The following is a 19689-nucleotide window of genomic DNA, read 5'->3' on the forward strand; positions in this document are numbered from 1 at the left end:
CCGATTTCCAAATCGGCATGTCGTGTTTCAGCAAGCCGATTTGGAAATCGGCGTTGCATTCCGAAACGTTCACGACTCCGAGAACACGGTACTCTCAATCTTTTGAGTATCCGGGTGAAATCCGATGGGGCCACAATGTCCGATTTCATTAAAGTCCCTTCGGGAATGAAACGGTTGCCGTTGTCCCATGGCCGTTCCCGCCCTCGATGGAAATCGTTCCGCCGTGCGCCTCGACGATTCTGCGGCAAATGGCAAGGCCGAGGCCGGTTCCATGGGTCTTCGTCGTGAAAAAGGGACGGAACAGGTTGGAGCGGGCGTCCGGTGCGAGACCGCCGCCGTTGTCATGCAGGATCAACGCCACGCTGTCGGCCGTTTCCCTGAATGTCCACCGCATCATGGGAACGTCCGGCGCGGCCGCGCGAATCGCATCCGCCGCGTTCGACATGAGATTGTGCATGATCTGCCCTACGAGCGCGGCGTCCACGGGGGCCATGACAGTCCCGTCGCCTTCCACGACGATCCGGATTCCGGCGAAAGCATGCGCATTGGCGGCCTCGCCGGAGATCTTTTCCGCCAGCGCGCGCAAATCCACCGGCGCCTTGCACGGTTCCCATGGCCTTGCGAACAGGAGCAACTGGCCGATGATATGATCCATGCGGCGAATCTGGGCCAGCGCTTCTTCCATGACTTCCCGGCGGGAGTCGTTTTCCGCGAGTTCGCCCCGCAACACTTGTAGCGCCGCGCTGAGGCCGGCCAGGGGATTGCGCATCTCATGGGCGACGGACGCGCCCATTTCGCCTAGCGTCGCAAGGTGTTCCGCGCGCAGGACACGCTCCTGCATGACCCGCAGATCGGCTTCCGCCCGTTCCCGTTCCGCGCGGTCGTCCTGAATCCGCTGCACCATCCGGTTGAATTCCGTCGCCAGCGAGCCGATCTCGTCGTTCCGGGGCGGCAGGTCAACATGAACGAGATCCTTTTCCCTTCCGACGCGCGCCACGTGCCGCGTCAGGCCCATCAGCGGGCCGAGCACCGATCGCTGTAAAAAGATCAGCACTGCGATGAACACCGCGAGTCCCGTGAATCCCATCGCCCAGAGCGTCATGTCCATGACGTTTTGCCCCTTGCGCATGATATTCCGGTCTGTCGTTATGTGCAGCCGCAGCAGCGGCTTGCCCTGAATGTCGGGCACGATGGTCGAAACCCGCAGCAATCGATCGGATTCTTCCGCGAAGGCAAAGGCGCGCGGCGAATCGGCGCGCTCGATCATCATGCCGGCTACCGGGGTCTCGGGCAAGAGTTCCAACCGGACCGGAACGCGGGCCGTTTCGCCCAGGGCCGCGGCGGTTTTCGCGTCGCAGAACCGCCCCATGACCAGCGTGCCGCGAACAGGCCCGAGATTGTTCGAGGTTAGAATGGGCCGCGCGGCAACCATCATGGCGCCCCGGCTCGTGCGAAGTAGGCCTGTTATCTTACGCTGGGATTCGTTGTGTTGTAACAATGGGTGCGTGGAAGGCCATTGCCCCTTGGGAAACTCCGGAAGCGACAAATCGTGAATGCCATTATTCTTATGGCCGAATTCACAGATCCGGCCAAATTTCACTTTTCCGTCTATGTCCAATATGAAGATAAGATTCAATTTATTGTCGGTAAAGCTGGTATCCGTTAGATTCGACTCTTCATAATTCGCATCACCGCTCTTCGTATAATCGTATGTGTCATCCCACCATGCCCAGTCCAGGCAGAGTGAATCCAGATAATAAATCTCGCGCTGGAGCAAAGCCATGACCCGCGTTGCATCTTCCATACTTTCTTGGCGTTCCAGTGCACGAAAACTTGGCAGGAGCACGCCGTGTTGAACCAAAAAGTACAATGACAAATGAAAGACGACAATAAGAAGCGTAAACATGGCTGCTTTCTTGCATAAAGACATATCGGTGAAAAACCTCTAGGGCAAACCCGCCGTAATGAATCGGACAAAAATATAATTTCCTAGTTCAACATTTCTATGTACCCTACATGGGCAATGCACAAAGAAAGTAAAACGAGTATAAGAATAATCGGACTGAACTGACAACAATCGTTGCGTTGCTCGCCGCAAATCACACTCAGCCGCGTTGTGCCCCCTCGCCAAACCATTCACCAACCCGATTGAGATGACCGGACCACGCCATCCGTCAACTTTCACAATCTACAGCGCAACCGGCTCGCCGAAAGTCACACTCAGTTCCGCGTTCTCTTTTGCAGTTCTGCCACCCGCTTCTCCGGCATCACAATCTTTTGCGCCTGCCACTGCACCAGTGCCCATAACTGCCGCTCCAAATAGGTCTTGAAATCTACCTCCTTCAGATTCAGACCCAATATATTGTGAGGCTGAATGTCCATAAGCACAATATATAGAATTAAGCCGCAAAATAGCAACTTTTTTTCTTTACATCCTCAACATAATGCGTTACACTATACATCAAGGCGGTGAACGGTTAAAATAGTGATTATAGTTCAATCTGTCGAAATGTACTTTTTTTGCAGGTGCGACTTGAAAAGAGCTGGAAGTAAGGCCTGTCTTTTTAAGAATGCGGAATGTGACCATTTTTCGGCATCTAAATGTTGTCTTTTTGTTAAAACCATAGTCCAGTATCGTTCATTCACTCGTAGATGATTAACGCCCGATTCAAGATCGCCAAATCATTAGAGCCATGAGTTAGTTATTGTTACAAAAGGACTTACATTTGAAGTTCGCGGTTGTCATGCGGAGGAGAGGGCGGTTACAATCGGATAATTTTGATTTCAATGCCCTGATATTCTAAAAGGCATGAATCTTGCTTAGGTGTATGGTGGCAAGCATGGATAAGGATGAACACATAGAATGAGCAACAAAAAGCAGAAAAGATTTAAAGAAGGTTTCAGCCTTCTGGAAATTACCATGGCAATGGCCATTTTCACCGTGACCATTGCTGTGTCGGCCCAGAGTCTCATAACATATTACGCGGTGATGGATATGCAAAATCAGCGGGTGGTGGCCATCAACCAGTGCCGTGCAATTCTGAATCAGATGCGCAATGCACGGGCGGCTGGATTGGCCGCTGTGGTTGCCCAGTTTCCTCCCGGTCAATCAGCCGGACCGGCCCAGCTCAGGAATTCGACCCTTACTATTTCATACGAGGACCCTGCGGCCAACCCGCTTGTGCCGAATGTGACAATAGCATGGCAGGATCTGCAAGGGCATGCAACGAACGTGAACTTGTCAACGGCAATTACGGATCAGTGAGGATGAATTCAATGAAGCGACGCATGTATGGATTCACGCTTTTGGAAACCACTATGTCCATTGCCCTTCTTTCCATCTTGGGGGTTCTGACCATTACGGTGATAAATTCGATGAATGCGGGAGTGGCAATCTCGACAACGAAGGCACGTGCACAGGGGGGTGTGCGGGACGTTTTGGTTGCCTTGAACGCCGAACTTGAACAAGCCTCAAAACAAACGAATTCCAGCCTGAATCCCCCGCTTCAGCCCCTTACCCTACTGAGCGCTTCTTCTGTACGATTTCAAGTGCCAGCAGACAACCTTGGCACCTCATATTCACAACCGATTACATATACTTTTGTCAACGAGGATGCGAATGGGAACGGCTTGCTGGATGCAAATGAAGACACCAACGGCGACGGCGCGCTTACCCGTTGTATCATGCGAGCCCAAGCCGGCGTTCCACAGCGGGTAGTGGGTGGAATCAACGATTTAGCCAATGTGCAATTTTCACTGAATGCCGCCAACGATGTCCTCACAATAACGGTTACCTCGGCCTGTGTTGCAAATACTCGCCGCCGTGATCTTGTCTGGGCCACTGCCAGCAGCAGTGTTTATCTTCAGAACTAGAGCAGGCAATTTGGGAAAGGAGGGCAGCCTCATGCACTTTCCAATACAACGACTCAATAATAATCGGGAAGGGATGGCGCTCCTAGTGGCGTTGATGGCGGTTATCATGGTTTCCGGTGCTGTGGCAATAGTAATGGTTATGGTCCACACTTCGGCCCAATTTACCAATCGCGCCAACAACGACGTTATTTTGGATGAGGCGTGCAAGGCAGCCGTAGACATGGCCATCGAACGCGTCTGGAACCAGTACATCGTGGGTAATGGCAATACCACAGGCAATCTGGCGTCCTATCGCCTGTTTATCAATAACATCGTCGGAAATAACGAGGTTCTCAACGGTGTTCAACGGGACTACAATGGCGACGGAACCATTTCACTCAATCCACCGGCTGTTATTTATTCCCAAGACAACACGCGCCTATTGCCGAACGGCGCGGTGATCACCGGCCTGGAAATTGCGCGGTGCGACGAGACATCGAGTGTGATACTGACACTGGTGGCCACAGCCCAGGTCATCACCGGCCCCGAGCCACAAACCAAGAGCATTACGCAGACAGTAAAGATTTCCGGAGCACCCTTTGCGGGATTCCAGTTTGCCGTGCTGGCCAACAATATCAACTGTATTTTATGCCATGCGCAATTTTTGAACATGGACATGTATAAACTGGCCAGCAATGGCGACATCGTCATGAAGACCAATGCGGAACGCGCATACGGCACTTCTGATCGCATCAAAGTGGCCGCACTTGAATCATTGTTGATCCGTACCAACGAAGCTGATTCGCTTAACGCAGGCAGCTGGTACACGCGTGGCAACGTATACGACAAGAATGGCAATTTGTTGAGTGCTAGCGGGATTACGGCCGCTTTCACTAGCGGAAAGTTCGGCGCCTATGCGTTCAGCAGCACAAACGGTAAAATCACTCAGAATTCGAGTACGGGTGCGATGACTAGCGTTGCGCTGACGAATGCCGCTGTTTCCAATGGATCGCCCGAGCAATTCGCCAACCTGTATCTGAATTATCCCAAGGAAACTGCCAAGATGACAGACGGTCCTTTGCCAGAGACATTTCCTCCGCCGTTTCCGGATGAGAACAATAATCGAGTTGTGGATACCGCCGAATTCGTAAAGACAATGAATACGGCCAATGGATCCATAACGGGTGGTATCGCCGTTGGCGTGCCACCTGACGGTGCCTATGACGGCGCGACATTGCCCACCAGCGCCGATTCCACCACGATGACCCAATTAGCCAATGGTAAATACGATGGAAACCTGATCCTCGTGGGCACCGAAAGCAATCCAATCGTCATTGACAAAAATGTAGCCGTAAATGGGGACGTCGTAATCAAGGGAGTCGTCAAGGGATATGGCGCCCTTCAGGTTAGGGGCAATGTATACGTTGTCGGTGATGTAACCTATGCGGATGCTCCCGGCAAATTCGGCGAAGCGGCCGATGGGACGGAAAACGCGTTTGCGCTTGAGGCGGGCGGAAATATATTGATGGGCGACTATACGACGAGACGCGCGAAGAACAACTACGTAGCAACAAAAAGCGGAACCGGCTATATTGATTCGGTAGATACAGGTGTATGGCAGGGAAAATTTACGCGCGTGGACCAGGCCGTCGCGACGGCCACCATGAGCAACGGTAAAACCACGAACGTCGGTTACATGGATCCCAGCGTGGTGGATCCCGGCGTTGTTCCGGCGGGAGCCGGCACTGTCACGAGCACATACACCTACAAGGACTCCAACAATAAGACGCACACCGTGAAGGTTCAGCCGGAAAGCCAATGCAGCTTTACCACGTCGGAACTCATGCTGTTCAATCGCATGGAGTACCAGAAATGGGCACCGCCGGGAAGTGCCGACCATAACCCCAACTATTATATTCCAAATTATACCCCCCGGTATTACAAGCTCCGTGACGATGCCGGAATCTATATGTACCGCGTGACGAGTAGTACCGCCCCTGATCTCATTGAGCACGTGGTAAATTATGCCAGTCCGGGCGTTACTGCGTTGTCCACGAACCCTTCGGATACTTATTTTATGGGAACTAATGCCACTGTGATGAGCCTTGCCCCTAAGAACGGGTGGATTAGTGAAAGCACCCTGCGTAAAATCTGGTATGACGACGAAGCCTACCGCCGCGCCAATCCTTCAGTCGCCAACGAGTCTGTCAATTATTCACCGTTCCGGTTCGATGGATTGCTGTATACAAACAATAGTATCTTCGGGGTAATACGAAGCAACGGACGGCACAAGTCGCAGATGTACGGAAAGTTGTGGATTCGTGGTGGTATCGTTTGCGCTGACCTTGGATTGTTGTCAACGGACAACGCACATACCTCTACGAGTTCCCCCTACTATGGCGGCATTGAAGTGTATTACGACAAGCGTGTAACCGCTTTCTTGAACATCGTGGATCCGACCCAGGTGGTTTTCGCCCGTTCGGTGTATCAACGATAGACGAGAAAAGCAAAAGGAGAGCGAATCATGAAAAAACACTTGATTTTGGCAGCCATGTTGTGTGTCACGCCATGGGTATTTGCCGACACGGTCCATTTCTCGGATGGCTCGTATCTGGATGGCGTGGTGTCTTATCCCGACAGTGAGACAATCATGATCGATATTGTTACGCGAAAGCTGTCCTTCAGCACCAGTCTTGTTTCACGTGTCGAAAGCAACTCGAAGACTGGCGACGAGTCACAGGTAACCGAAGCGCTGGCCAAACAACAGAAAATTGCATTGGAAGTCCGTACGGGCATGACGGAAGAAGAACGAGACCGTGTTCGCGCGGCGATGAGTCCGTTGTGGTCGGATGACGAGGCGAAGCGGAACGACGCACGCCGAAAACTTGCCGATCTGAACAAGGAATTGCCTGTCTTCCAGTATATAGATGCCAGTCTTCCGTATACGAAAGGCACTGTTGCGCCGGAACTTTTACGGGTGCTGGTGGAACTTGATGCTGATAACGCCAAGGATGTTCTCTCTCGCTTCACCATTAATCCAGATCCGGCCATCAGGGCGACGGTGCTTGAATTGCTGGCCACATACAAAGACGCGGATGATGTTGAGACCATCGCGGATGGCACAATCGATCTGGAACAATCGGTGCGCTTCCGAGCCGCACGCGCCTTGGGTGTATGTGGCCATAAAACGGCAACACCGGTCCTTCTGAAAGGCATGGAAAGTTCGGATCCGCAATTGCGAAACGCTTCCAAGTCCGCATTGCAGGATATCTGGGCTTCCGATAGCGCGGCAGCTAATCTTGACACAGTCGAGCAGTGGAAAGAATTCTGGAATGTCAAAAGCGCCAGTGTCGAAAATGCCATTGATCCAGCCAAGTTGACGTTGTTGGTTACCCAAGAAGATATTGACAAGGCAACAGCGTCACACGACGAATAAAAGAAAAAGAAAAAATAGTGATGAAGAAAAACACGCCTGGGAACCCCTTTTCGTCAAGGGGTTCCCAGGTGTTCGGCGAGCTTGAGCGCCGACGAAAAGGCGATATCGCCGCTGCAGCCTTCGCCGCGGGTCGTGTCGCCGATGAAAAAAAGCCCGCGCACATCGCGCGAGACGATATCCGGCCGGTTGGGATAGGATTGGGCGGGTGTCAGCATATTGCCATTGACCACAGGGATGAGCAGGCGGCGTTCCTCGCGGACTTTGCCCGGAAGACCAAGGAAGACCTCCCCCATGATGCGCTTGATGGTTGCTTCCGCCCGATCCGCCTCGCGGGCGGTTGCTTCGGCATCCGGCGGCAGCAGCAACCCCCATGTGGAGACGCATTGCCCATCCGGGGCCATGCCGGGGGCGTTGTTGCTGCGCAGTTTGACCCATAGCGGCAAATCCACACCGAGCATGCTGCCGGGAGGGGGCGCCGAGGATTCGTCGAACACAAAATCAATGCTGACACCCCGGGACGGCCGGATCTGTCGGACGTAACGCACAAAATCCGGCGCGAAATGCTCATCCGAGACCAGATCGAACAACTGGAACAGCGGAAAGGCCGTGACAACCCGCGCCGCCCGGTAGCGCGCGCGATCGGTGCGCACGCCGGTCGTCGCGCCGTTTTCGATTTCGATGGCATGAACGCGCTCGGCGCGATGCAGCAGGCCGCCCTGCCGGGTAAAAACGCGCTCGAGCGTGCCGAGGGTTTGCGTCATGCCGCCCAGCGGTTCCCCCTGTTTGACTGGGGCTGCGGCCGCGCGCTTCAGAAAGTGGATGACCTCTCCCGCCGAAACGCGGTCCGGATAGGGCAGCATGACCGTCAATCCGAGAAAAGACAGAAACCGACCGACTTCCGGATTGCGAAACCGCTCACGATACCAGTCCATCAGCGTTGCGCCGTACCACAGGTCCGGATTTTCGCCCAACAGCCGCCTGTACACCCGTAGAAACGCAAGACGGGCGGGAAGGGACATCAGGCGCGATCGCAAAAAGCCGAGGGGGCCTTCCGGACGCGGATAGAGCCGGCCGTCGCGATAGAGGTATGCGCGGGCGTTCGCCGGTTCGGCCCAACGGATGGTCTCGCCCAGTTCGCGGAAGACCCGGGCGGCCATTCCATCCGGGCCCAAGCGGTGCGAATGCTGCCCGTACTCAAAGACAATACCGTCGCGCTCGATATACGAGGCGCGTCCGCCCACGCGGCTCGATCGCTCCAGCAGCAACACCCGCCAGCCGCGTTTCGCCAGCAGCGCCCCGGCCGACAGGCCGGCCAGCCCCGCGCCGATGATTGCGACATCGTATTCGCCGTTTGCATCCATGTTCATCGGAAACCGTTATGCGCCAAAACGCGACGGCGTCGCAACTTGTCGAAATGTTGACGGTTTGGGGCGGGACATAGAATAATGCCGCCTTTACGGATGGAACGGGAGAGACCAACATGCGAAACCGGTACACGAGTTGGCTGCTTGGGCTTATGGCGCTGGCGGCGTGGTCCGCGGCGGGCGAAACGGCGTCGCTGCTTATCCTGCACACGAACGACGTCCACGATCATGTCCGGACGGGCTACGAAGGGGTGGGCGGCCTTCCGTATGTGGCCGGATATGTCGCCAAGGCCAGGGCCGAACGTCCGGACGTGTTGCTGCTCGATGCGGGCGACGTGACCGAAAAAGGCGACATGGCCGCGTTTGCATCGAAAAGCCTTCTTACCTACGAGGCCATGGACCGCATCCGCTACGATGCCGTTACCATCGGCAATCACGAAGCCAAACACGGCATCGAGTATATACGTGAATGCCAGGCGCGCATGCCGCACGTGCCGCTGCTCTGCATCAACTGGACCGACAAGGACGGCGCCCTGCTTTTTCCGGCCTCCAAGATATTCGATGTGCAAGGCGTCAAGGTGGCCGTCATCGGCATGACCCTGCCCAAGACCTACCCGCTGATGAACACAGACCAGACGGCCGAGGCGCTTGAGCGGGAGGCCGGGCGTCTCAAGCTGGAATCGCACATCCAGGTCGCGTTGTGTCATCTCGGCTCGAAAGCGGCGGAGGAATTGAGTGAACGCGCGCCGGAAGTGGATGTGTTCGTTTCGGCGCACACGCACGAGTTGCTGAAAAAACCCGTGGTCGCGAAAAAGACGGGCGCCCTCATCGTGCAGGCCGGCATGTATGCGCGGCACGTCGGGCGTCTTGAACTGGCCGTGGACCTCGATGCGAAGAAAATCGTCTCTTTCGAGGGCGAAGTCGTCGAGATGAACGGCGCGGCCGTTCCGTGCGACAACGCGATGCGGGACTGGATTGCCGCGCGCGAACAAGAACTCTGTCCCGAGGCGGCGCGCGTCGTCGGGCATGCGTCGAAACCGGTCACGGCGGACGGCATGGCCAAGCTCGCCGCCGTGGCGATACGGAAACGCGCCGGCACGGACATCGCCTTCTGCAATACCGGCCAGATCATGCGCAGTCCGTTGCCCAAGGGCGATATTGACGTGAACGCGATCTTCGCGACGGGCGGCCAGCGCGGACACGAACTGATCAAGACCCGCCTTACCGGCGCGCAGATTCAGGCCTATATGCTGGGTTTGTTGCGGGAAGGAAAGGGCATTTCGCAATGGGCCGGTTTCAAGGCGACAATCGTTCCCGGCGGCGCCCGATCCGAATGGGGCTTCCGCACGGGCCTCAAGCCGGGCAAGTCCTATAGCATCGCGATGCCCAAACTCGAATGGGAAACCCGGTTTCTGAAAGTCATGGACAAGAACGCCGTCCTTCCGCCCGTCGAACCGTGCGATTTCTCGTTCACCGACGCCGTGACGGCCTATGTGGAGGGCCTCACGAAGGACGGCAAGACGATTGACGCCGAAGTCGAAATGCTGGGCACGGCCCATGCCGCCGGAAGCAACGGCAGTATGGGCGAATAAAATCCAACGCCGAGCCTCAGTACGCTTCGGCGTTCATGATTTCGTACCGGTATCCCTGCTCGGTGAGAAATAACTGGCGCTTGACGCTGTAATCCTGGTCGCAGGTATCTTTCGACACGAGCGAATAGAACCGCGCAACGCTTCCGTTGGCCTTCGGGCGGAGGATGCGTCCCAGGCGCTGGGCCTCTTCCTGGCGCGACCCGAATGTGCCGGACACCTGGATGGCGACGTTGGCGTCGGGAAGGTCTATGGCGAAATTCGCCACCTTCGACACGATCAGCAATTTGATTTCGCCGTTGCGAAACGCGCCATAGAGGCGTTCCCGTTCCTTCGTTGATGTGCGTCCGGTAATCAGCGGCGCCTTGAAGCGTTTCGTGAGCAGCTTGAGCTGGTCGAGGTATTGGCCGATTACGAGGACATTGTCGTCGCGATGGCGCTCGATGAGTTCCTCGCACAAAGCCTCCTTGACGGGGTTCGTCGAGGCGATGCGGAACTTGTCGCGCTTATTCGCGATGGCGTAGCGGAAGCGTTCCTCCTCGGGCAGCCGCACACGCAACTCGGTGCAAACGGCCTGTGCAATCCAGCCCTGTTTTTCGAGGACCTTCCAGGGAACATCGTACTTCTTCGGGCCGATAAGGCTGAAAACGTCGTCCTCGCGCGCGTCCTCGCGCACCAGCGTGGCCGTCAGGCCCAACCGCCGCCGCGCCTGCAGCGTGGCCGTCGCGCGGAACACCGGGGCGGGCAGCAAGTGGACCTCGTCGTAGATGATCAGTCCCCAATTGCCTTCGTCGAACAGGCCGAAATGGACAAAGGGGCTGTCCTTGGCCTTGCGATACGTCAGGATTTGGTAGGTGGCAATCGTGACCGGCTTGATTTCCTTGAGGTCGCCGCTGTATTCGCCGATCTGATCCGCCGTCAGGGTGGTCTTGTCAAGCAGTTCGTTGCGCCATTGCCGGAGCGCGACCGTGTTGGTGGTCAGGATAAGCGTGTGCGTTTGCAAGGCATGAATGACGCCAATGCCGACGATCGTCTTGCCCGCCCCGCACGGCAGCACGACCACCCCGCTTCCGCCGTAGTTGGATCCCCGCATGTGAAACGCCTCCACCGACTCGATCTGGTAGCGGCGCAGGGAAAATGGATAACCGCCCAGCGCCCTTTCCCGCAGGGCCAGTTCGAGGGGGGAGCCGGCCACGTATCCAGCCAAATCCTCGACGGGAAAACCCAGTTTGATCAGCGCGCATTTCACATTGCCGCGATCTTCGGGCTTGACGAAGATCCGCGTGCGATCGGGCGATCCGGTGATGAAGGGTTGCAACGACCGCTGATTCAGCAGTTCCGTGATGAGCAGCGTGTTCTGGGATTCGAGGATCAGACGGCCCTTCTCGTCCTTGAACAACTTGAGCTGGCCGTACCGGGCGATGTTGTCCTCGACGTCCGCAATGACGTTCTGCGGAACCTCGTACTTGCTGAACCGTCGGAGGTTCTCGATGATGGCCGAGGCTTTCATGCCAGACGCTGCCGCGTTCCAGAGCGAAAGCGGGGTCACGCGGTAGGTGTGGATGTGCTCCGGGGATTTCAGCAATTCCGCGAAGACCGACAACGCGTCGCGTGCGTCCTCGAACGCCGGATTGTCCGTTTCCAGAAGAATGGAACGGTCCGACTGCACGATCATGGGTTTATATGCGTCTTGGGTCATAAGCCGGAAGTGTAGCATAAACACGCCCCGGCTTCATTCCTATACGCGCTATATACCTATGTCAATGAGTGATTCCGACGGCCTCTTGGCCGTTCGTCCTTTGCGTTCTTTTCCCTTTGAAGCTTCCGTACTTGAGAGTACGGATTTCTTGAGATAAAAGGATAAGAATTTTCATGAAGATTGGCATTTCCAGGCAATTTCATGTCGGATCAGGCAACGAGATCTTCTGTTGAAATTGAAAATGTCCACTTTGTAGCGCCGATTTCCAAATCGGCATGTCGTGTTTCAGCAAGCCGATTTGGAAATCGGCGTTACATTCCGAGACCTCCACGACTCCGTGAACACGGTACTCTCAAGTTCCGTAAAACGCCGGCTGGCCGCTTCGGGTGCGTTTGCCCGGCTTTCGACGCGATTCCAACATTTTTGAGAAAAATGTGGTATTATCAATTGGAACGAGGAAATTATCGTGGCGGGGCATGGCGACAAAACGGAGGGAGCGAAACACGTTTCGTACGGGAAAGGGTATGCGCGGTCATGAAGAAACAAGCGGGAATTGTCGTGTGGGCCGTTCTGGCGGGAATGGCTCTGTGCGGAGTTTCGGGGGCGGAGATATCCTACCGATTCGAGCGGATGTGGCCGACCCTGCGGCAGCCGTGGTATTTCAACAGTCCGTATGCGGTTGCCTGCGATCCATTGGGCGCCGTCTATGTCGCTGATGCCCGAAACCATCGGGTACAGAAATTTTCGTCCCGCGGCGAATTTATCACGGCATGGGGTACGGAAGGGACGGGCGCCGGCCAGTTCGATGAACCCGCCGGCCTCGCGGTGGATTCGAACGGCCATGTGCTCGTGGCGGACCGGGGCAACAGCCGCGTGCTCCGGTTTACGGCGTCGGGTGTTTTTATCGCCGAATGGGGCGGCGGTGTGCTGGCCCATCCCGAAGGCATTGCGGTGGACGCCTTTGGGACAATCTATGTGGCGGACACGTTGAACCACCGGATTGCGGTCTTTGATTCCAACGGCACGCTGGTGGACTCGTGGGGCGCGCGGGGGTCGGGCAACCGGCAGTTCGACAGGCCCGACGGCATCGCACTCGATGCTTCCGGCAGGATATACGTGGCGGAATACGGCAATCACCGGGTCCAGGTGCTTGCCAAGGACGGCTCTTTTGTGGCGGTTTGGGGCACGGAAGGGAGCGACAACGGCCAGTTCCTCACTCCGACGGACGTGGCCGTGGACGCCCAAGGTTATGTCTATGTGACGGATGAAGGACAGTGCCGCGTGCAGAAATTCGACACGTCGGGCGCCTTTGTGACGGCGTGGGGCCGGCAGGGTTACGGGCGCGGCGAATTTGATATTCCGGACGGCATCGCCGTGGCGCCGAACGGCCAGATCTTCATGACGGATCGGGGCCGGCATGATTATGTTCATGTGTTTTCACCCGACGGCGCGCACATGGCGACGTGGGGCAGCCAACTTACGGGACCGAACGAGTACAACGGGCCGGTGGCGCTTGCGAAGGACACGACGGGCAACATCTACGTTGCGGATATCGGCAACGCGCGCATTCAGCGGCTGGACGCCGACGGACGCTTCAACGCCATCTGGGGACCGGCGCCGGACGAACCGGGCGCGACGGCCAAACCGTTCGACATCGCCATTGCCTCGCAGGGCTATGTGTATGTGGCCGACCGGCAGGATCAGCGCATCCGGCGCTACGGCATGGACGGGACATTCCAGATTGAGTTCGGCGGTTCGGGGGGCGGGGAAGGCCAATTCCTGGCAAGCCTGTATATTTGCGTGGATCCCGCCGGCAACGTCTACGCCTCGGATGAACTCAACCATCGCATCCAGAAATTTACCGCGAACGGCAACTATCTCGGGCGTTTCGGTCTGGAAGGTTCCGGTCCCGGCCAGTTCAGGTATCCCCGTGGCCTTACTTTTGCGGGCGGACATCTCTATGTCGCGGACAGCGGCAACCATCGAATCCAAAAACTCACCTCCAACGGCGTATTCGTGGCCCAGTGGGGAAGTGAAGGAAACGGCCCCGGCCAGTTATCGAATCCGAGGACGGTCGAAGTGGGACCAGGAGGCGAGGTGTTCGTGGCCGACGAGGGCAACAACCGGATTCAGCGGTTCACGACGGACGGAACCTTCGTGGCGGAATGGGGCGGATTCGGCCATAGCCCGGGTCTGCTGTCCGGTCCATGGGATGTGCTTGCCTTGGATAACGATCGGGTCCTCGTCGCGGATTATCTGAATAACCGCCTGCAGCGTTTCCGCGCGATAACACAGGCCGCGAATGTCAAGGCGGTCATTGTGGCGGGCGGCGGACCCTTTCCCGGCAATCAATTGTGGGACACAACGGAACTTTGCGCGAATTTTGCCTACCGCACGCTGACTTATCAGGGATACGACAAGTCCACCATTTATTATTTGTCCTCCGATCTCGGTCTGGATCTCGACAATAACGGCGTAGCCGACGACGTGAACGCCGCCGTGACGCGGGACAATCTGGCATCGGCAATGACGCAATGGGCTTCGGACTCGGACAGCCTGGTGGTTTACCTGGTGGATCACGGGGGAGTGGGCACGTTCCGCCTGAGCGAAACGGAAACGCTGGCCGCCGCGGATTTTGTCGCGATGCTGGCAAACGCCCAGAATGTCGTAAACGGACCGGTCACGGTCGTGATTGATGCATGCCATTCCGGGTCTTTTGTCGAGTTGCTGGCCAAGAACGGCCCTGCCAATCGTATCCTGGTCACGAGCACCCCGCCGGAACAACCAGCCTATTTCCTCGGACTCGGCAGCGTGTCGTTTTCGAGTTTCTTCTGGAGCGAAATTTTCAATGGACAAAGCGTGGGCGAGGCGTTTCGGATAGCAAGCGAAAGCCTTCAACCGTCGGTGCCGCTGCAAGTGCCGATGCTTGACGCCAACGCCGACGGCCAAGCCAATGGAACCGCCGACTTGTCGGCGGCCAATGCCGTCTGGCTCGGCGGAACGGATCTTTCTTCGGACAAGCCTGCGATCGGGCAAGTCTCTTCCGGCCAGATCATCAGCGGAACCGCCTCGGCCTCTTTCATGGTGTCCGATGTGACGCCCGAAGAAGATACCGCGAAGGTCTGGGCGGTTATCCGGGCGCCTTTCAATCCCACCCAGGCGCAGACGTCCGGCAAGGCCGTGCTCGACATGCCGACGACGATTATGTGGCCGACGGAGACGCCGGGCGTCTATGAAGGCCGCTACGACGGATTTACCACGCCGGGCACCTATCAGATCGCCGTATATGCCCAAGACCGCTCGTTGAACGTGTCCACGCCCAAGATTACGTCGGTATCGGTGGACACTCCCTTGCGGCGGCGCGCGATCATCGTGGGCGGCGCCGAACGCGCCGATGCACCCGCCGACATCATAGACCAGAACACGACGCTGGCCTATGAAACCCTGCGTTTTCAGGGCTATACGGACGACGACATCCGGTTTTTCAGCCCGAGAGCCGTCTCGACCGGCGTGGACGCCGCGCCGTCGCTCGGCGGCCTCGAATCGTCCCTAAAAACATGGGCCGCGCAGGAAACCCAGGATCTCGTCCTTTACATGATAGGCGCGGGCGGCGCCGGACGTTTTGAATTGAACAGCGGCGAAACTTTGCTGGCCGCTTCGCTGAACATCTGGCTCGACACGCTCTAGGCCACGCTGCCGGGGCCTGTCGTCGTTATCTACGATGCCTGCGCGTCGGGCAGTTTCCTTCCCTTCCTCGCCGCCGGAACGCAAATGGCGCGTATCGTCGTCTCAAGCACGCAGGCGGACGCGTCCGCCGCATTTTCCATCCAAAGCGGCCTGTCGTTCTCCCAGTTTTTCTGGAGGCAGATCCTCAACGGCGCCCATGTGCGCAACGCATACCAGCACGCCGCCAACGCGGTGCGCTTTGGCAAGAATGCGCGCAAACCGCAATTGGACGACAACGGCGACGGCGTATACGACACGCGCACGGACGGCGCACTGGCCCGAACGTTCAACATTGGCATGGGGATTTTGCTGGCGGGCGACGAACCCATGATCGGGGCTATTTGCGAGGAGCAGGTTCTCGGCGGCGGCAAGATGGCCAAGAACGGCGGGCAAACTTCCGCCACCATCTGGGTTTCCGATGTCAGCAGTACCGGCGTGATCGAATCCGTATGGGTCATTATCACACCGCCCGGCTACATCGAATACGGCTGCGGGGCAGGCAATTCCCCGGAAACAATCTTGGAGCTCGACCCGATGGGCGGCAACCGGTATGAAAAGGTTTTCGACGGATTTTCGGAAAGGGGCGCCTATCAGATTACCGCTTACGCGATGGACAAGGAAGGCAACGTCTCACTGCCCCGGGAGTCGTCCGTCCGGCAACTCGGCGATTATGTGGAACCCGACATCTACGAACCCGACGACACGTTCGACACGGCGTCGTGGATTGGATTCGGCGGGACGGAACAGGAGCATAATTTCAGCAAGCCGGGCGACGAGGATTGGGCGCTATTCCATGTCGAAGCCGGAAACAAGGTCGTCATACGGACGCGCCAGTTGGCCCCCGGCGCCGACACCTACATCCAGTTGTACCGGTCCGACGGAACCACGCTCCTCGAAGAGGACGACAACGGCGGCGGGGACGACAACAGTTCCTATCTGTTGTGGGATGTGGACATAACCGGTTTCTATCTCGTCCGCGTCACGAACATGCCCGACACCGCCTACGGCGCCGACACGACCTATCTGCTGTCGGTCGGCGACCTGAGCGGCAACCTGCTTACCGGCGCGCTGTCCTGTGTCGTTTCGGACTCCGGTACGTCGCTGCCGATCCGCAACGCAACGCTTCGGCTGAATTTCGCCCTGCTCCAGCAGCGCACGGACTTCAACGGCATAGCCATCTTCACGTCCCTGCCGGCAGGATCCTATTCCATTACCGTCGAAGCGACCGGCTATCTTTCCAAGACCCAAACCGCAACCGTGACGGCTGGCGCGGTGGCGCCGGTTTCCATCGCCCTGCAGCCGGTAACCGGCGAGGGAGAGGGCGAAGGCGAAGGAGAGCCTCCCGGCTGTTTTGGAAAGGGCGCCGCCGCGACCTTGGGCGGTCCGCCAAAGCCTCCCGGAGGCGGTTTCATGCTGGCGATTGCCGCGTTGGGCCTCGCGTGCTGCGCATCGCGAAGGGAACGGCGAATAAAAAGCGCGATTCCCTTCGATACACCCTGAATCAGAAATGCCAAATAAGGCTTTCTTCGCGCTACAAACGCATGAGACAAGGGGTATGGTGTCGGATCTTGTTCCGTGCCTTGAAACGGATGCCCGCTACATCTTTCGGGACATGGACGCGACCGAAGCGCGCGAGGCAACCGGACGTGAACACATGGAATCGGGTTTGGCGATTACGATGACCAAACGCCCGCAGGCGGCGCTTATTCAGTACTGATACCGACCGCGATAATACGGCGGGGAGGAAATGATGTTGGCGATCGTATTGTTGTCCGGTATGGCCATGAGCGAGGCGGATTCACCCATCGCCATCGAGATCCACGACGGCAACGGCTACGCGTCGTTCACGAACCGACTGCACCCGGGCAACCGAATTGGCTACCGCTTTCACGAGCATACACCGATGATTTGGGGTGAAATCCCAGAAAATCCGGCGGACGCGGGCATCGAACCAAAGAAGATCGCACCATCCGAAAAGGCGTTCGCGCGCAAACGCGGCGTGAAATCATTCTCGCTCGATATCGGCGATATGGAATGGGTGAAACAACGTTGGACCTATTATCTCGCGCCCGTGGATGACGGCGTGGAACTGCTTTGGATGGTCGAAACTCTCGATTCGGGACTCAACCGGTACTACGGCGTGCAGCAATGTTTCCGAATGGGAGGCGTGACCAATCAGGAGTGGCGCCGGGCGATTGCCGAGACGCCGGCCTTCAGCGAATTCGACCTGTGGAATGTCACGGAAAAGGATAAGGCGGTAAAAACGAGCCTGACGCAGGTAATGCGCAACGGCCAATGGGCAACGCTGCCGGCTGTGCCGGAAACCGTCGGCGCACGCACCCCGTCCGGTCTTGTCTTTGATAAAGAACGTACCGGCGGCAACCTCGATGCGATGAAGGAAGTCGGGCCGTATCGCGCGATCATGCTCGATCCGATAGACAACGGCCTGATAGCGCGCACGGATTCCGGCAAGACATGGGTCTGCGGCATCTACTGGGAGGGCGCGTCCCATGTGACCGACCATCATCCCGCCGATTGCCTGCATGCCATCGTGAACATCGGTGGCATTCCACCGCACGCGAAACGGGCAATTCGCGGAAAGATCTATTGGTTCAAAGGATCGCCCGACGATCTGGCCGCGCATTGGCGACGCGACTTCCGCGAGAGCATGCACGAGCCGTCCGCCGCCTGTATCTCGTCCCGGTCGTAAGGGGGAAAAACATCAAAGTCTGTGGGGCAGACGTTCGGGACGTCCTTCGGGCTCACTTTGGGCCAAGTGGTGATTCACTTCGCGAATTGGGGGTGCGAAAATAAAGACGTTGCCCTCAACTCAAGTATTCGTCTTCGAAACGCCTCGGGCGTAGGACTTCAATCCCGGCGTAGCCAGAGACCGACAAGAGGTGTTTGTCGCCACTCGTGATCACCTTGGCGTTTCCGGCCAGTGCACATGCGATGAACTTGTCATCGTCCGGATCTTCGCAGACCGGTTCCGGCAACGGCGGTGCTTGCACGAGTACCGCCGTGCTTATCAATATATCGAGAAAGCGAGCGAAGGGCATATTGGGGCGCTTCGTCGTGAATTCTTCTCCTACGCGAACATATTCGTCAATAATTTCGGGTGAAAGAAGGATCTGCAATTCGCCCCGTACGCACGCGTCCAGAATACGAGACGATGACCCCATGTAGAATGCTCCCGAGATCAGAACATTCGTATCAACGACTATCCTCACCGGCTGCCGCGCACTTTGGAAATGGCCTTGGGGATATCTGACTGTTTGAGACCGCCTTGACGAACCTGGCGTTGAAGCTCCCGTTTCAGACGCGCGAATTCGTCCGCTGATGGGGGATTGATGACCTTGAACATAACTACGTCCCCTTGTGCAAACACCGCGAATTGGACACCGGGACCAAGCCGCAAGCGGTCACGAATCGACTCCGGGATAACCACCTGCCCCCTGGAACTCATCTTCGTTGTTGCGATGGTCTGACTCATGCATAGCTCCTTCTAATCTTACCAATAAGATTATACCGGCTGTCCTTATGCCGAGTCAAGTTGAGGTCGCAACAAAAAACCGACATCCATTGCCGATTCCTGATCGGAAAAGGATCTATGCCGCCTCCCTGTAGTAGCTCTTGAGGATGCCTCCGAGTTGTTGTCTATATCGAACGACGCCTTCGGTCTGAGGCGAGAATGTCTCATCGAGGACTTCGTTCTTCATCCCCACGCCCCTGTGTGGCCTCGCGAGATGATAATGCTTTAACCATGCAGAGAGAGAATGTAATCGAGTTGCTCCAAACCAAAGCACATGAAGTAGTTTAGGATCTCGCGCTTTGTAGATTCGATGCAAGTTTCGACGGATGCGTTTGCCCGGGGAGCCTTTATTGGGATGAGAAGGCTCCGTGCGCCTTCGGACTTTTAGAATGCCTTGTCCGGCGTAGGATGAACGCCAGAATCTTTCAATATCCAATATCAGTGCTGTCCAAAATCATTGCTGTCAAAAAGAATTGTAAAAAACCATAATA

General features: G+C 56.9%; 14 protein-coding genes. 9 read left to right on the forward strand and 5 right to left on the reverse strand.

Going from position 1 to position 19689, the window contains the following annotated elements; translation table 11 throughout:
- Window positions 1-148: 148 nt before the first annotated feature.
- Complete coding sequence (locus P5540_18555) at window positions 149-1804, reverse strand: CHASE4 domain-containing protein (protein ID HRT66819.1); 1656 nt, start codon at window positions 1802-1804, stop codon at window positions 149-151.
- A gap of 1059 nt (window positions 1805-2863) precedes the next feature.
- Between P5540_18555 and P5540_18560 the strand changes: the two genes are divergently transcribed.
- The 4 genes from P5540_18560 to P5540_18575 are packed head-to-tail and all read left to right on the forward strand — an operon-like array spanning window position 2864 to window position 7288.
- Window positions 2864-3265 carry a type II secretion system protein gene (locus tag P5540_18560; protein HRT66820.1) on the forward strand — a complete coding sequence of 134 codons (402 nt, stop codon included), beginning with the start codon at window positions 2864-2866 and terminating at the stop codon, window positions 3263-3265.
- Between the two features lie 11 nt (window positions 3266-3276).
- A complete protein-coding gene (locus P5540_18565) occupies window positions 3277-3873 on the forward strand; it encodes a type II secretion system protein (protein ID HRT66821.1) in 597 nt (198 codons plus the stop codon).
- Window positions 3874-3904: 31 nt separating this feature from the next.
- The gene (locus tag P5540_18570) at window positions 3905-6349 is read left to right on the forward strand and encodes a hypothetical protein (protein ID HRT66822.1); all 2445 of its coding nucleotides are present in this window, start codon (window positions 3905-3907) and stop codon (window positions 6347-6349) included.
- Window positions 6350-6376: 27 nt separating this feature from the next.
- Window positions 6377-7288, forward strand: a complete 912-nt coding sequence (locus P5540_18575) for a HEAT repeat domain-containing protein (protein ID HRT66823.1) — start codon at window positions 6377-6379, stop codon at window positions 7286-7288.
- A gap of 53 nt (window positions 7289-7341) precedes the next feature.
- On the opposite strand, the gene P5540_18580 is transcribed toward P5540_18575, so the two are convergent.
- Window positions 7342-8649: an NAD(P)/FAD-dependent oxidoreductase gene (locus tag P5540_18580; GenBank protein ID HRT66824.1), complete on the reverse strand. Its 1308-nt coding sequence runs from the start codon at window positions 8647-8649 to the stop codon at window positions 7342-7344.
- A gap of 119 nt (window positions 8650-8768) precedes the next feature.
- On the opposite strand from P5540_18580, the gene P5540_18585 reads away from it, so the two are divergent.
- Window positions 8769-10244: a metallophosphoesterase gene (locus P5540_18585; protein ID HRT66825.1), complete on the forward strand. Its 1476-nt coding sequence runs from the start codon at window positions 8769-8771 to the stop codon at window positions 10242-10244.
- Window positions 10245-10260: 16 nt separating this feature from the next.
- Here P5540_18585 and P5540_18590 read toward each other — a convergent pair whose 3' ends face one another.
- Complete coding sequence (locus tag P5540_18590) at window positions 10261-11940, reverse strand: helicase-associated domain-containing protein (GenBank protein ID HRT66826.1); 1680 nt, start codon at window positions 11938-11940, stop codon at window positions 10261-10263.
- Window positions 11941-12474: 534 nt separating this feature from the next.
- Between P5540_18590 and P5540_18595 the strand changes: the two genes are divergently transcribed.
- The 4 genes from P5540_18595 (at window position 12475) to P5540_18610 (ending at window position 18376) form a co-directional block, all read left to right on the forward strand.
- Window positions 12475-15627, forward strand: a complete 3153-nt coding sequence (locus P5540_18595) for an SMP-30/gluconolactonase/LRE family protein (GenBank protein ID HRT66827.1) — start codon at window positions 12475-12477, stop codon at window positions 15625-15627.
- 84 nt (window positions 15628-15711) lie between these two features.
- On the forward strand, window positions 15712-17166 hold the full coding sequence (locus P5540_18600; GenBank protein HRT66828.1) for a carboxypeptidase regulatory-like domain-containing protein: 1455 nt from the start codon (window positions 15712-15714) through the stop codon (window positions 17164-17166).
- 55 nt (window positions 17167-17221) lie between these two features.
- Entirely contained in the window at window positions 17222-17383 is a 162-nt protein-coding gene (locus tag P5540_18605) for a hypothetical protein (GenBank protein HRT66829.1), read from the forward strand.
- Between the two features lie 30 nt (window positions 17384-17413).
- The gene (locus P5540_18610) at window positions 17414-18376 is read left to right on the forward strand and encodes a hypothetical protein (GenBank protein ID HRT66830.1); all 963 of its coding nucleotides are present in this window, start codon (window positions 17414-17416) and stop codon (window positions 18374-18376) included.
- A 115-nt stretch (window positions 18377-18491) separates the two neighbouring features.
- Here the strand turns inward: P5540_18610 and P5540_18615 are convergent, their stop codons facing one another.
- Together P5540_18615 and P5540_18620 are read right to left on the reverse strand one after the other, a co-directional pair.
- Window positions 18492-18896 (reverse strand): putative toxin-antitoxin system toxin component, PIN family, encoded by a 405-nt coding sequence (locus tag P5540_18615; GenBank protein ID HRT66831.1) that lies wholly within the window; start codon window positions 18894-18896, stop codon window positions 18492-18494.
- A complete protein-coding gene (locus P5540_18620; protein ID HRT66832.1) occupies window positions 18893-19159 on the reverse strand; it encodes an AbrB/MazE/SpoVT family DNA-binding domain-containing protein in 267 nt (88 codons plus the stop codon). The genes P5540_18615 and P5540_18620 overlap by 4 nt, the downstream gene beginning before the upstream one ends.
- Between the last annotated feature and the right edge of the window lie 530 nt (window positions 19160-19689).

This window comes from Candidatus Hydrogenedentota bacterium (assembly GCA_035450225.1).
In the GTDB taxonomy this organism is placed as follows: domain Bacteria; phylum Hydrogenedentota; class Hydrogenedentia; order Hydrogenedentales; family SLHB01; genus DSVR01.